This is a genomic window from Actinomadura sp. NPDC000600 (assembly GCF_040492135.1).
In the GTDB taxonomy this organism is placed as follows: Bacteria; Actinomycetota; Actinomycetes; order Streptosporangiales; family Streptosporangiaceae; genus Spirillospora.
On the sequence record NZ_JBEUPD010000020.1, the window covers coordinates 1 to 12387 of the forward strand.

General features: G+C 73.6%; 16 protein-coding genes and 1 pseudogene. 7 read left to right on the forward strand and 10 right to left on the reverse strand.

Features of this window, described 5'->3' with window-relative positions; genetic code table 11:
- Positions 1–141: pseudogene (locus ABWI07_RS44510) on the forward strand (IS982 family transposase); the annotation flags it as partial.
- Between the two features lie 30 nt (positions 142–171).
- Here ABWI07_RS44510 and ABWI07_RS26525 read toward each other — a convergent pair.
- From ABWI07_RS26525 to ABWI07_RS26535, 3 genes are all read right to left on the reverse strand, one after another.
- Positions 172–1314 (reverse strand): glycoside hydrolase family 113 protein, encoded by a 1143-nt coding sequence (locus ABWI07_RS26525; protein ID WP_200841701.1) that lies wholly within the window; start codon positions 1312–1314, stop codon positions 172–174.
- Positions 1315–1435: 121 nt separating this feature from the next.
- Positions 1436–1834: an NUDIX hydrolase gene (locus ABWI07_RS26530; RefSeq protein ID WP_149257854.1), complete on the reverse strand. Its 399-nt coding sequence runs from the start codon at positions 1832–1834 to the stop codon at positions 1436–1438.
- A gap of 5 nt (positions 1835–1839) precedes the next feature.
- Positions 1840–2676 carry an SAM hydrolase/SAM-dependent halogenase family protein gene (locus ABWI07_RS26535; RefSeq protein WP_149257853.1) on the reverse strand — a complete coding sequence of 279 codons (837 nt, stop codon included), beginning with the start codon at positions 2674–2676 and terminating at the stop codon, positions 1840–1842.
- Positions 2677–2834: 158 nt separating this feature from the next.
- Between ABWI07_RS26535 and ABWI07_RS26540 the strand changes: the two genes are divergently transcribed.
- The gene (locus ABWI07_RS26540) at positions 2835–3773 is read left to right on the forward strand and encodes a LysR family transcriptional regulator (protein ID WP_353820135.1); all 939 of its coding nucleotides are present in this window, start codon (positions 2835–2837) and stop codon (positions 3771–3773) included.
- Here the strand turns inward: ABWI07_RS26540 and ABWI07_RS26545 are convergent.
- The 5 genes from ABWI07_RS26545 to ABWI07_RS26565 form a co-directional block, all read right to left on the reverse strand.
- Positions 3770–5002, reverse strand: a complete 1233-nt coding sequence (locus ABWI07_RS26545; RefSeq protein WP_353820136.1) for an NAD(P)-binding domain-containing protein — start codon at positions 5000–5002, stop codon at positions 3770–3772. The two genes, ABWI07_RS26540 and ABWI07_RS26545, sit on opposite strands and share 4 nt — an antisense overlap.
- 79 nt (positions 5003–5081) lie before the next feature.
- A complete protein-coding gene (locus ABWI07_RS26550; protein ID WP_149257850.1) occupies positions 5082–5381 on the reverse strand; it encodes a DUF202 domain-containing protein in 300 nt (99 codons plus the stop codon).
- Positions 5378–5764: a YidH family protein gene (locus ABWI07_RS26555; protein WP_149257849.1), complete on the reverse strand. Its 387-nt coding sequence runs from the start codon at positions 5762–5764 to the stop codon at positions 5378–5380. The genes ABWI07_RS26550 and ABWI07_RS26555 overlap by 4 nt, the downstream gene beginning before the upstream one ends.
- Before the next feature lie 109 nt (positions 5765–5873).
- Positions 5874–6512, reverse strand: a complete 639-nt coding sequence (locus ABWI07_RS26560) for a MerR family transcriptional regulator (protein ID WP_353820137.1) — start codon at positions 6510–6512, stop codon at positions 5874–5876.
- Between the two features lie 117 nt (positions 6513–6629).
- Positions 6630–7349 (reverse strand): IclR family transcriptional regulator, encoded by a 720-nt coding sequence (locus ABWI07_RS26565; RefSeq protein WP_141577631.1) that lies wholly within the window; start codon positions 7347–7349, stop codon positions 6630–6632.
- Between the two features lie 98 nt (positions 7350–7447).
- Here ABWI07_RS26565 and leuC point away from each other — a divergent pair, with 98 nt between their 5' ends.
- The 4 genes from leuC (at position 7448) to ABWI07_RS26585 (ending at position 10348) form a co-directional block, all read left to right on the forward strand.
- A complete protein-coding gene (leuC, locus tag ABWI07_RS26570) occupies positions 7448–8899 on the forward strand; it encodes a 3-isopropylmalate dehydratase large subunit (RefSeq protein WP_149257847.1) in 1452 nt (483 codons plus the stop codon).
- A 9-nt stretch (positions 8900–8908) separates the two neighbouring features.
- Positions 8909–9496: a 3-isopropylmalate dehydratase small subunit gene (gene leuD, locus ABWI07_RS26575; protein ID WP_353820138.1), complete on the forward strand. Its 588-nt coding sequence runs from the start codon at positions 8909–8911 to the stop codon at positions 9494–9496.
- Positions 9497–9677: 181 nt separating this feature from the next.
- Positions 9678–9911 (forward strand): SCO5555 family protein, encoded by a 234-nt coding sequence (locus ABWI07_RS26580; protein ID WP_149257845.1) that lies wholly within the window; start codon positions 9678–9680, stop codon positions 9909–9911.
- Positions 9912–10069: 158 nt separating this feature from the next.
- Positions 10070–10348 (forward strand): HU family DNA-binding protein, encoded by a 279-nt coding sequence (locus tag ABWI07_RS26585; RefSeq protein WP_026403810.1) that lies wholly within the window; start codon positions 10070–10072, stop codon positions 10346–10348.
- Between the two features lie 88 nt (positions 10349–10436).
- Here ABWI07_RS26585 and ABWI07_RS26590 read toward each other — a convergent pair whose 3' ends face one another.
- Complete coding sequence (locus ABWI07_RS26590; protein WP_149257844.1) at positions 10437–10649, reverse strand: cold-shock protein; 213 nt, start codon at positions 10647–10649, stop codon at positions 10437–10439.
- A 10-nt stretch (positions 10650–10659) separates the two neighbouring features.
- Positions 10660–11337, reverse strand: a complete 678-nt coding sequence (gene cofC, locus ABWI07_RS26595; protein ID WP_353820139.1) for a 2-phospho-L-lactate guanylyltransferase — start codon at positions 11335–11337, stop codon at positions 10660–10662.
- Positions 11338–11421: 84 nt separating this feature from the next.
- Here cofC and ABWI07_RS26600 point away from each other — a divergent pair, with 84 nt between their 5' ends.
- Positions 11422–12384 (forward strand): lysophospholipid acyltransferase family protein, encoded by a 963-nt coding sequence (locus ABWI07_RS26600; RefSeq protein ID WP_353820140.1) that lies wholly within the window; start codon positions 11422–11424, stop codon positions 12382–12384.
- The last annotated feature ends 3 nt before the right edge of the window (positions 12385–12387 follow it).

Genomic DNA, 12387 nt, shown 5'->3' on the forward strand with positions numbered 1-12387 from the left:
CTGGAACGCCACGCCGCACGCACCACCGAGGGCCTCTGGACACGCCTGTGCCAGCGCATCTGCGCACTCAACGCCGCCATCTGGCACAACTGGCTCATCGGCGCCCCGATCAAGCGATCACTGACCGCCTACGACCACTGACCGCCACACCCAACAACCCCCATCAACGATCTAGGGGGCGTAGCGGCGGGCGAGGGTGCGGAACGCGAGCTTCGGCTCGAAGTGGCCGGTCTTCTCGTAGCCGAGGCCCGTCTCGGGAGCGAGCACCTTGACCAGGGAGAACCCGGCCATGTCGAGGTCCCTGGCGGGGTCGGGGGAGTAGGGGCCGTCGGGCTCGATGAAGTCGTAGACGAACGCGCCGTACACGCCCTCGGCCTCGTAGACGTCCAGCAGCTCGGAGATGTAGCGGGCCTGCGTCCGCTCGTCCCGGACGAACCCCGGCGGGATGGCGGGCGGGTCCTGCGACCAGTCGACGATGTCGAACCCGTCGCCGCCGCGCTTGTCCGCGCCCCGGTAGGTGCAGCACCCGAACTCGGTGATGACGACGGGCTTGCCGAACCGGTGCAGGGCCCGGACCTCCTGGGCGTAGGTCGCCTCGTTCGTCTCGTCCCGGTACAGGTCGACGCCCACGACGTCGAAGCCGCGCCAGGCGACCTCCTCCCAGACGCCGGAGGTGTAGGTGAGGCGGCCTCCGAACAGCGGCCGGACCGTCTTGAGCGCCCGTGCGAGGAACGCGTTCAACCGCTCGTTGCAACCCTCGCCCGCCGGGGTCCCGAGGTTGGCGGCCCGCTCCCGCCAGTCCTTGCCGGGCACCAGCCCGGCCATGAAGATCGTCAGCTCGCAGCCCACCGAGATGCCGACGCCGGGGTGGGTGCGGCGGAGCCCCTCGGCCGCCTTCGCGACGGCGGTGAGGAACTTCAGCGTCGTCCGCGCGTCCCGGTCGAACTGGCGGGCCTCGAACCACACGAACATGCCCTCCCGCGCCGCGCAGCGCGCCGCGAGCATGAGGCGCCGCAGGTCGGAGCCGAGCAGGATGATGGCGTTGCAGTGCAGGTCGCGGCGGATCGCCCGGATCTCGCGCCGCACGTACGCGGGCTTCCACACCTCGCGTTCGGTGTCGTAGTTGACGCCGTGCTGCGGCAGCCGCCGTCCGCGCGCGGGCGCCGCGTCCGCGGTGCCGGTCATCGCGTCCCAGGCGACGACGGCCGCCCCGGACACGGCCGCCGCGGCCGTCCCGGCGAGCACGGCCCTGCGGCTGATCCGCGCCGTGATCATCTGTGACCCGGTCTTCCGTGGCCCGGTCTTGTCTGACATGTCTGCCCCTCGCTGGTCGAGCCGCCCGCCCCCGAGCCTTCCGGGGACGGGCCGCCAGGGCAGCGGCCACCGGACCATGCCGCGGCGACCAAAGTCGCGGGACGCGGGATCCGAAGGTCGATCAGGCGAGCAGGCCGTGCTCCTCGGCGAGGTCGAGGGCCGCCTGCGCGGCCGGCGCGAGCAGGTGCCGCTCGCCGCGCCCCACGTAGACGTACTCGTCCACCTCGCCCGCCGCGGCCATCGCGCCCCGGTAGGCGGCGGTGAAGCACGCCATGCGGACGTGGGCGAAGTCGGGCTGGTCGTGGGCCGGCGCCCGGATGACGCCCAGCTCCCGGAAGGACGTCCGGTCCAGTTCGAGGTCCAGCTCCTCGCGGACCTCACGGGACAGGGCCGACCAGTCGTCCTCTCCCGGCTCCCGCTTCCCGCCGGGCAGGTACAGCAGGTCGCGGCCCCGGGAGCGGACGGCGAGCATCCGGCCGTCCGAGACCTGGATCCACGCGACGACGTCGAGATCTTCCACGCCGATCAGTCTCCCGCAACCCGGCCGGCGGCGGTGCGGAGGGTGAGGGACCGCACGTCCGCCAGGCCGAAGGTCTCCCGCGCGGAACCCTGGTTCACCGCGAGCCCCAGCCAGCCGGACGAGTCGATCCACAGCAGCGGGGTGCCGGGCGCGACGCCGCCGAAGGTCTCCTCGAACGTCACGCGCAGCGTGCCGGAGGCGGCCCCGGACCACGTGACCTCCAGCGGGGCGCCCGGAGCGAGCTCGCCGAACGCCGCCGCCAGGTCCGTGCGCTCGGCGCCGAGGACGAGGCTGCCGAAGCGGTCGGTGTAGAGCACGGGGGCCGTCAACTCCCCGCCGCTCACCGAGGGCGGCGGGACGTCCAGCGGCTGCGGGTCCACCGGCGCGCCGAGGTCGGCGACGGCGACCCCGGAGGCGATGTGGGCGGCGGCGGGGGAGAAGACGTCGCGGCCGTGGAACGAGGTCGACACCTCGGGCAGCCGGTAGGCGGGGTTCTCCAGCGCGTGCGTCCGGACGGCGCCGCCCAGCTTCGCCGCGGCCGGGACGAGCAGGCCGTTGTCGGGCCCGACCAGCACGTCCCCCCGCCCGGTCTCGATCGCGACGGGCAGCCGGGGTGTGCCGACCCCCGGGTCGACGATGCCGACGTGCACGCCGACCGGCAGGTACGGCAGCGCCTGGCGCAGCAGCATCGCGCCCTCGCGGACGCCGTACGGGGTGATCTCGTCGCTGAGCACGAGCACGTTCGCCGCCGGGGCGATCGAGTAGACGACCCCCGCGCAGATCGCGGTGTAGGCGGCACCGAAATCGGTCGCCAGACTGACGAACGGACGCCTCTCGACCATGCCGCGATGCTATCCACCTGCTCCATTGCGGTGGCTCCAGCGCCTGCGGCGCTCGTTGTGCCTGCGGTGCCCGTCGTACGGTGTCCGTCGTGCCGGGGCGGGTGGTGCCGTGCTCCAGGTGCGGTGCTCGTGGTGACGGTGGCCGTATGCTCCGGGGAGTGCGTGCCGAAGCCCTCGACCCCGTCCTGCTGCGGACCTTCGTGGCCGTCGCCGACCTGGGCTCCTTCACCGCCGCCGCGGCCGCGGAAGGCTATACCCAGTCCGCCGTCTCGCGGCAGATCGCGACCCTGGAGGACGTCTGCGGGGTGGAGCTGTTCGCGCGGGGCGCCCGGGGCGTGCGGCCGACGCCCGCCGGGGAGTACCTTCTCCCGCACGCGCGCGCACTCCTCGAGCGGCTCGCCGACACCGCCCGCGCGCTCGACGGGCTGCGCCGGCTCGACACCGGGACCCTGAGGCTCGGCGCGTTCGCCACCGCCAACGCCGCGCTGGTCCCCCGCGCGCTCGCCCGGTTCCGGGCCCGGCACCCGGGCGTCCAGCCGCTGCTCCGGGAGGGCACGACCGACCGCCTGCTGCCGATGCTGGAGGCGGGCGACCTCGACATCGCGCTGGTCAGCACGCACAAGGTCCCCTCGATCGCCGCCGACGGCCTGGTGGCGCTGCTGGACGACGCGCTGCTCGTCGCGCTGCCGAGCGGCCACCGGCTCGCCGGGCGCGAGCGCGTCCCGTTCGCCGAGCTGGCGGACGAGCCGTGGATCGTCGCCGACGACCCGGAGGCGATCGCGGCGCTGCGCGCCCGGTGCGAGGCCGCCGGGTTCGTGCCGCGGACGCCGCTGCGGGTCGCTGAGTGGATCTCCAAGCTGGGGCTGGTCGCCGAGGGCTTCGGCGTCACGCTCGTCCCGGCGCTGGCGGCGTCCGCCCTGGCGCGGGACGGTGTCGTGCTGCGCGGCGTGGCGTCCGACCAGCCGCGCCGCGCCGTCTACGCCGCGGTCGGACGCCACGCGCGCAGGTCCCCGGCCGTCACCGCGTTCCTTGCGGACCTGCGCGAAGTGGCCGGGGACCTGCGCCCCGGCGAGGGGGCCGGGGAGCCGCGGCTCTAGGGCACCGCTGCGACGATCTCCACCTCCAGCAGGGCGTCGGGGTGGAACAGGCGGGACACCTCGACGGTCGTGCTGGTCGGCGGCGGGCCGGTGAAGTACCGCCTGCGGACGGCGCCGTACTCCCGCAGCCGGTCCATGTCGGTGATGAACGTCCGGATGTTGACCACGTCGCCGAAGCCCGCCCCGTGCGCGGCGAGGATCCGCTCCAGCAGCGAGAGGACCACCTCCGACTGGCGGGTCATGTCGCCGGGCTTGTCCACCTGGCCGTCCTCGCCCAGGGCGATCTGCCCCGACACGTACAGCATCGGACCCTGGGTCACGTACGCGGTGTGGGAGTAGGCGGGGTTCGGCGGAGCCGGAACGGTTTCGGGGTTGCCGAGCGTGAGGCGCATCGTTGGGGTCCTTCTGATGTGGTCGGTGAGTGCGACGAGGTCGTGGCCGCCCAGCCCGGCGGCGAGCGCTGCGTCCGTCCGCGCCCTGACGGCGGAGAGGACGCCCGCGGGCGGGGAGCCGTCCAGGGCCAGGCCGATGTCCTTGGCAGCCAGCGCGAGCGTGAAGCGCGGCGGCTCGCCGCCGGTGTGCTCCTTGAGACGGCGGGCCTGGGGGCTGATGCGCGCCAGCGCGTCGAGGGCGAGACCGGAGTCGACGCCGAGCCGGTCGGCCACGGCCAGCGCCTCGCCGAGGACGGCGAAGCTCCCGACGAGCGCGCCGTTCACCACCAGCTTGAGCGCCGCGCCCGAGCCGGGCGGGCCGACGTGCCGGACCTGTCCGAGGGCCGCCAGCGCGCTGGCGCAGCGGGCGAGATCGTCCTGTGCGGCGCCGGCGAGGATCACCAGCTCGCCCGCCTCCGCGTGCGGGACGCTCCCGGAGACGGGCGCGTCGACGTACCCGATCCCCTCGGGCAGCCGGCTCCGGACGCGGTGGACGGCGTCCGGCCCGATCGTCGACATGTCGGCGATCACGGCGCCGGGCGGCAGGGCGGGGGCGGCGCCGTCCGGGCCGAACAGCACGTCCTCGACGGCGGCCGCGTCGGTGAGCATCGTGACGACCAGCTCGCGGTCGCGGACCGCCTCGGCGGGCGTGCCGCGGACGGCGGCGCCGGACCCCGCGAGCGGCGCGGCCCGGGCGGGCGTGCGGTTCCAGACGGTCAGGTCGTGCCCGGCGGCGGCGAGCCGGCGGGCCATCGGGACGCCCATGCGTCCCAGTCCGAGAAAGGCGATTCGTGTCATGGCGCGATCGACGCTAGGCGCCGGACGGCCATGTCACCAGCGAAGACTTCGCACCTCAGCCATGCCGGGAACGCATGCCTCAGAACGCGAAGGCGGCGGCGACCGCCGCCAGCAGCACCGCCAGACCCGTCGTCATCAGGATCGAGGCCGGGTCGGCGGCGCCCGTCCGGGACGGGAGGCGCCGGTGGTGGAAGCTCATCCGGGTGCGGCGGAACATCAGCGCGGCCCCGCCGCACACGACCGCCGCCGCGAGCACCGTGCCCGTCGCCGACGGGGCGAGCCGCACGCACAGCAGCCCAGCGCCGATCAGCGACAGCGTGGTGCGCGACCACGCCAGCGCCGTCCGCTCCGGCTGCGCGCCCGGGTCCTGGAGCCTCACCGCGTCACCAGGACGACGACCAGCAGGACGACCGCGCAGACCGCCAGCCCGTAGGAGATGACAGGGGCCAGCGCGGGCGGCGGCAGCGTCTCGGCGCGGCGCAGGGCGCGCTCGATGCGCAGCCACCGGCGGAACGCGAGCACCGCGACCAGGGCGCCGCTCCCGGCGAAGGCGACCGCGAGGCCCTGCCGGAGCGGCGAGTCGATCAGCTCGCGGGCCAGCGCGAGGGCGATCCCGCCCGCGACCAGCGCCAGCGCCGTGCGGATCCAGGCCAGGAACGTGCGCTCGTTGGCCATGGTGAAGCGCGGATCGGGGTCGCTGCCCTCGGCGAGCAGGCGGTCGGTCCACCTGCCGGAGGACTTCGGAGATCGTGTCGCGGTCATCGCCTTTCATGTTAGGCGAGGACGTGAATTCCCTAATTTCGGGGCTTCAGCCGGGACATGAATGGTAATTCCGACTGTCTATCCCGGAAATGCCTGGTGGGAGGGGCGGTCACGGATGGGACGGCGTGCCGAACCGGCGTGCCGAGGCGTCCTCCTGGGCCAGCCTGTGCAGGGCCGTGAGGACCTGCTCGTAGAGGATGGTGGAGACGAGCAGGGAATGGACGGTCCGGGCCCGCGGGGCGCCCTCGCCGACCCGCCCGATCTCGTGCTCGGCGACCTCGGCGGCGGCCTTCACGTAGGGGCGCAGGTCCTTCAGGGTGATCGGGAAGCCGAGCCGGCGCAGCGCCACGAACGCGTGCGCCAGCAGGTCGCGGGCGGGGGCGCGGTCGCCGACGTGCCAGCCGAGCTCGCGGACGAGGGCGTCGACGTCCTCGCGGGCGGCCCGCCAGTGCGGGTCGTGCGGGGCGGCGACGTGCGGGCCGACCGCGTGCTGCGTGGTGGCGAACAGCTCGTGCATGCCGACCCGGTCGTCGTCGACGGCGCTGATGATCTCCTGGATCGCCGAGATCGGCAGGTCGCCCACCTCGCGCAGCGCGCTGATCAGCCGGAGCCGCTCCAGGTGCCGCACGTCGTACTCCGACCGCGTCGCGCTCACCATCGAGCCCTTCGGCAGCAGGCCCTCCCGGATGTAGAACTTGATCGTCTGGACCGTGAGTCCGCTCCGGTCGCTGAGCTCGGAGATCTGCACGTTGCACCCCCTTTACCGGAGGCCAACGCTAGCGAGGTCGGACGGGCGGAGACGGGCACACGCCGATGTCCGTCCGGCTTGTGGTGATTCGCGACACGGCCGGATCAGGACGGGCGATCAGGACGCCGTGCGGCGCATGCCCTCGGAGATCTTCTCGGCGGCGGCGGCGACCGGCGCGGCGTGCAGCCGTCCGGGGGAGCGGGTGAGCCGCTCCAGGGGACCGGACACCGAGACGGCGGCGATCACCCGTCCGCCGGCGCCGCGGATCGGGGCCGAGACCGACCCGACGCCCTGCTCGCGCTCGCCGACGCTCTGCGCCCAGCCCCTGCGCCGGACGGACGCCAGCGTCGTGGCCTCGAACTTGGCGCCGCGCAGCCCGCGGTGCAGCCGGTCGGGCTCCTCCCAGGCGAGCAGGATCTGCGCGGCCGACCCCGCCGTCATCGGCAGCGCCGCGCCGACCGGGATGGTGTCGCGCAGGCCGCTGGTGCGCTCGGCGGCGGCCACGCAGACCCGGACGTCCCCCTGGCGGCGGAACAGCGACGCGCTCTCGCCGGTGTGGTCGCGGAGTTGCGCAAGGATGGGCTGTGCGATCGCCAGCAGGCGGTCCTCGCCCGCCGCGACCGCGAGCTCGGCCAGCCGCGGGCCGAGGATGAAGCGCCCCTGCGTGTCGCGGTGGACGAGGCGGTGGTGCTCCAGCGCGACGGCCAGCCGGTGGGCGGTGGGGCGGGCCAGCCCCGTCGTCTGGACGAGCTGCGCGAGCGAGGCCGGGCCGGCCTCCAGCGCGTTCAGTACGAGCACCGCTTTGTCAAGTACGCCGACTCCGCTAGAGTTGTCCATGTCTTGATATTGCCGTCTCGTAATTTGAGATGCAAGTCGAGGTGACCGGGACCACGGCGCGCCGACGCGCCGACGACCAGCACAGGTGAGGTGGAGTGATGGGCCGAACACTGGCCGAGAAGGTGTACGACGCGCACGTCGTACGGCGCGCCGAGGGCGAACCCGACCTCCTCTACATCGACCTGCACCTCGTCCACGAGGTCACGAGCCCGCAGGCGTTCGACGGGCTGCGGATGGCGGGCCGCCAGGTCCGCCGCCCCGACCTGACGATCGCCACCGAGGACCACAACGTCCCGACCACCGACCTGCTCAAGCCGATCGCCGACCCGGTGTCGCGCACCCAGGTCGAGACGCTGCGCAAGAACTGCTCCGACTTCGGCATCCGGCTGCACCCGATGGGCGACGACGGCCAGGGCATCGTGCACGTCATCGGCCCGCAGCTCGGCCTGACCCAGCCCGGCATGACCGTCGTGTGCGGCGACTCGCACACCTCCACGCACGGCGCGTTCGGCGCCCTCGCGTTCGGGATCGGCACCAGCGAGGTCGAGCACGTCCTCGCCACGCAGACGCTGCCGCAGATCCGGCCGAAGACGATGGCCGTCACGGTCGAGGGCGCGCTGCCCGAGGGCGTGACCGCCAAGGACCTGATCCTCGCGATCATCGCCCGGATCGGCACCGGCGGCGGCCAGGGCCACATCGTCGAGTACCGCGGCGAGGCCGTCCGGTCGCTGTCGATGGAGGGCCGCATGACGGTCTGCAACATGTCCATCGAGGCCGGCGCCCGCGCCGGGATGATCGCCCCGGACGAGACCACCTTCGCCTACCTCAAGGGCCGCCCGCACGCCCCGCAGGGCGAGGACTGGGACCGCGCCGTCGAGTACTGGACGTCCCTGCGCACCGACGACGACGCGGTCTTCGACCGGGAGGTCGTGATCGACGCGGCCGAGCTGACGCCGTTCGTCACCTGGGGGACGAACCCGGGCCAGGGCCTGCCGCTCGGCGAGTCCGTGCCCGACCCCGCGTCCTTCGACGACCCCGTCCAGCGCCAGTCCGCCGAGCGCGCGCTGGAGTACATGGGCCTGACCGCCGGGACGCCGCTGCGCGACATCGCGGTCGACACCGTCTTCGTCGGCTCCTGCACCAACGGCCGCATCGAGGACCTGCGCGCCGTCGCGGCCGTGCTGGAGGGCCGCAGGGTCGCCGACGGCGTCCGGATGCTGGTCGTCCCCGGCTCCATGGAGGTCAAGAAGCAGGCCGAGAAGGAGGGCCTGGACGCGGTCATCTCGGCCTCCGGCGCTGAGTGGCGCGAGGCGGGCTGCTCGATGTGCCTGGCGATGAACCCCGACAAGCTCACGCCGGGCGAGCGCAGCGCCTCCACGTCCAACCGCAACTTCGAGGGCCGGCAGGGACCGGGCGGACGCACGCACCTGGTGTCGCCCGCCGTCGCCGCCGCGACCGCCGTCACCGGGCACCTGGCCGCCCCCAGCGACCTCGGCGAAGCCGCCGGGGGGCCTGGGGGGTCGTCCCCCCAGAATGACACTGACCTCTAAGGAAGCACGATGGAAGCGTTCACCACCTACACCGGGCGCGCGGTGCCGCTGCGCCGCAGCAACGTCGACACCGACCAGATCATCCCGGCCGTGTGGCTCAAGCAGGTCAGCCGCACCGGCTTCGACAAGGGCCTGTTCTCGGCGTGGCGCGAGGACCCGGAGTTCGTCCTCAACCAGCCGCGGTACGAGGGCGCGGGCATCCTGGTGGCCGGGCCCGACTTCGGCACCGGCTCGTCCCGCGAGCACGCCGTCTGGGCGCTGCAGCAGTACGGCTTCCGCGTCGTGATCGCGCCGCGCTTCGGCGACATCTTCCGCAACAACTCCACGAAGATGGGGCTGCTGCCGGTCGTCCTGACCGGCGAGCAGGTCGAGGCGCTGCAGGACGCGGTCGAGAAGGACCCCGCCCTGGATCTCACCGTCGACCTGCGCGAGCGCGAGGTCCGCTGGGGCGCGGACACCGCGTCCTTCGAGATCGACGACTACACCCGCTGGCGCCTCATGGAGGGCCTGGACGACATCGGCCTCACGCTGCGCCACGCCGACGCCATCGGCGACTTCGAGAACGCCCGCAACCCGCTGCTCCCCACCACGCTGTAGCGCGGAGCGGATCCGCGACACGCCCGTCCGCGGCGCCGGCCGTCCGGCGCCGCGGACGCGTCGCAACCTGCCCCGATCCTGCCCCGAACGCGCCGAATGCACCCCGGACGAGCCGGTCGGTGCGGGCACGAGGGAGAATTCTCCCAGTGTCCGAAGACCGCCGACCGTTTGGGGACTCCAGATGAGCACGGCCCCGTGGACCGGGCCACAGTGGGACGATCCGACGTTGACGCAGCTCGCATGCCAGTTGCGTGACGCTCATCGGGCCGTGGCCCCGCTCCCGCCGCAGGACCGGCAGCGGCTCATCCGGCACCTGCTGGCGATCACCGATCTGGCGAAACGGGACGCCGAACTGGCCGCTCGCAGGCTGGACGCGTTCCTCGCCGATTTCCAAGACGGCCCCGACGTCGGTTAGCGTGCGCAGTGGCCGGATCCGGTCCGGTCACCGGGCGAGACGGGGGCGAGACCGACAAAAACGCCAGCGACACGCCATCGTTTGCGTGCAGGTGATTGTGTCCATGGTGGAGGTCCCTTAGTTTCGTTCGGGCAAGGGGGGAACTAGAGGAGTAACCCATGAACAAGCGTGAGCTGGTCGACGCCATCTCTGACCGGCTGGGCAGCAAGAAGGCCGCAGCCGAGGCCGTCGACGCCATCCTGGAGGCGATCCAGACCGCCGTCGCCAAGGGCGACAAGGTCGCGATCACCGGGTTCGGTTCGTTCGAGAAGGCCGACCGGCCTGCCCGCACGGCCCGCAACCCCGCAACGGGCAAGACCATCGAGGTTCCCGCGACGTCCGTGCCGAAGTTCAAGGCGGGCGCCGACTTCAAGAACCTGGTGGCCGGCAAGAAGTAAGTGCTTCACCGTCTCAGCGCCCGGGTCCGCACGGCCCCGGGCGCTGATGCGTTTCCGGACCCGCCGATCGGCGCGAGGGGGCCGACGCTCAGGCGGGCGGGGCGGGCAGGGGGAAGGTCGACAGCGTCACCACCGAGATCCGGTCGCCGGCCAGCGCGAGGTTCACCCGCTGGCCGAAGCGCAGCAGCCGCAGGCCGCCCGCCGCGAACGCCTCGGCGTCGAAGGGCAGTTCCGTCCCGTCGTCGAGGAGCACGCTCCCCGAGCGGGTCTCCGCGTCGAACGCCTTCACCGTCCCCTGCATGCCCCAGACTCTAGGCCAACGAGGGCAGCCGGGACGCGACGGCCGTGGTGCGCGGACCGGCGCCGAGGGCGAGCGCCGCGCGGAGGTCGTCCGGGGTGTCGACGTCGCGGCGTACGCTGTCGGTACCCGGGAGGAGGATCTCCCGGGCGCCGCGGGCGCGGTGGGCGGCCCGCGAGTCGCCGCCGAACGCGGGGGAGAACGGGACGCCCGGGCGGGCCGTGTAGAGCGTCGTGCCGACTCCGGCGGCGTCCGGTACGAACGCCTCGGGCGCGGCGCCGGCGGCGTCCAGGACGCGAGCGAGTTCAAGTGGCCGCAAAGCGGGCAAGTCGGCTGAAATCGCTCCGACGCCCGCGGCGGCGGCCAGCTCGCGGCCCCGGCCGGCCCCGTAGACCAGGGCCGGGTTCAGACCGGCGTCCGGCACGTCCGGAACGATCCGGGCGCCGAGGGCGGCGAGCTCCGCCGCCGGAAGGGGATCGTCGGTGACTACGATCACGTCGCGGACCCGGTCGCAGCGCAGCACGGCGGCGACCGTGTCGGCCGCGACGGCGAGCGCGAGGGCCTCGCGGTGCGGCCCGGCCGCGGCCGACATCCGGGTCTTGGCCTTGGCGAGGACCTTCACGGGGACGACGAGCGACCACAGGAGCAGGGGCGTTCCGGACGCTTCCGCGGGGGGTGCAGGTGTAGACATGGCAACTCGACACTATGCGCCCGCAACCGCGACACTTGAGGACACCCCAGGTTCACCTGGGGGACGGATCGAGGGAGGGGCGAGATGAGCGCAGCGAAGCAGGGGGGCGCCCCCTCGCAGGAGGGACGCCCGGGCCACCGCTACTCCCCGGGGTGGCGCATGCTCACGATCGTCATCCTGCGGCCGCTGCTGTTCGGGCTGCTCAAGCGCGACTGGCGCGGCCGGGGCAACGTCCCGCGCAAGGGCGGCGTCATCATCGCCGCCAACCACATCTCCGAGTCCGACCCCCTCGCGCTCGCCCACTTCGTCTACGAGTCGGGCCGCTACCCCGTCTACCTGGCCAAGTCCACGCTGTTCGACGTCAGGTTCATCGGGGCGGTGCTGCGCGGCACCGGCCAGATCCCGGTCTACCGCGACAGCGCCGACGCCGCCCTCGCCCTCAGGGACGCCGCGCAGGCCCTGCGGGACGGCGAGTGCCTGATGTTCTACCCGGAGGGCAGCTGCACCCGCGACCCCGAGCTGTGGCCGATGACGGGGCAGACCGGCGCCGCGCGGATGGCGCTGACGACCGGCGCCAAGGTCGTCCCGGTCGCGAGCTGGGGCGCGCACGAGCTGATGCCCTACAAGAAGGGCGAGCAAACGGGCCTCCGGGGCAGCCTGAAGAAGGGCTTCCACCCGCTGCCCCGCAAGACGATGCAGGTGGTCGCCGGGCCGCCCGTGGACCTGTCGAAGTACGAGGGGCTCCCGCTCGACCGCGACACCCTGCGCGCCGCCACCGACGACATCATGGCCGCGATCACCGCCCTGCTCGGCGAGCTGCGCGGCCAGGAGCCGCCCGCCGAGCCGTACGACCACCACAAGGTGCTGGAGGAGCGCCGCCGCGCAGCCGAAGCCGCCGAGGCGGGCAGAGCCGCCGGGCCCGCGGAGGCGGGCAGAGCCGGCGGGGCCGCGGGCGCGGCCAAGGGCGCGGTTCCCGAGCAGGCGAGGCCTGCCGGGCCGGAGGCCGCCGGGCAGCGCGCCGCCGAGCCGAAGGCGGCCGACTCGTGACCT

Bases quoted from the DNA above. Each gene is read 5' to 3' on its own strand.
- ABWI07_RS26525 (WP_200841701.1), bottom strand. From the start codon at position 1,314: ATGTCAGACAAGACCGGGCCACGGAAGACCGGGTCACAGATGATCACG.
- ABWI07_RS26535 (WP_149257853.1), bottom strand. From the start codon at position 2,676: ATGGTCGAGAGGCGTCCGTTCGTCAGTCTGGCGACCGATTTCGGTGCC.
- ABWI07_RS26545 (WP_353820136.1), bottom strand. From the start codon at position 5,002: ATGACACGAATCGCCTTTCTCGGACTGGGACGCATGGGCGTCCCGATG.
- ABWI07_RS26555 (WP_149257849.1), bottom strand. From the start codon at position 5,764: ATGACCGCGACACGATCTCCGAAGTCCTCCGGCAGGTGGACCGACCGC.
- ABWI07_RS26565 (WP_141577631.1), bottom strand. From the start codon at position 7,349: ATGGACAACTCTAGCGGAGTCGGCGTACTTGACAAAGCGGTGCTCGTA.
- leuC (WP_149257847.1), top strand. From the start codon at position 7,448: ATGGGCCGAACACTGGCCGAGAAGGTGTACGACGCGCACGTCGTACGG.
- leuD (WP_353820138.1), top strand. From the start codon at position 8,909: ATGGAAGCGTTCACCACCTACACCGGGCGCGCGGTGCCGCTGCGCCGC.
- ABWI07_RS26580 (WP_149257845.1), top strand. From the start codon at position 9,678: ATGAGCACGGCCCCGTGGACCGGGCCACAGTGGGACGATCCGACGTTG.
- ABWI07_RS26585 (WP_026403810.1), top strand. From the start codon at position 10,070: ATGAACAAGCGTGAGCTGGTCGACGCCATCTCTGACCGGCTGGGCAGC.
- ABWI07_RS26590 (WP_149257844.1), bottom strand. From the start codon at position 10,649: ATGCAGGGGACGGTGAAGGCGTTCGACGCGGAGACCCGCTCGGGGAGC.
- cofC (WP_353820139.1), bottom strand. From the start codon at position 11,337: ATGTCTACACCTGCACCCCCCGCGGAAGCGTCCGGAACGCCCCTGCTC.
- ABWI07_RS26600 (WP_353820140.1), top strand. From the start codon at position 11,422: ATGAGCGCAGCGAAGCAGGGGGGCGCCCCCTCGCAGGAGGGACGCCCG.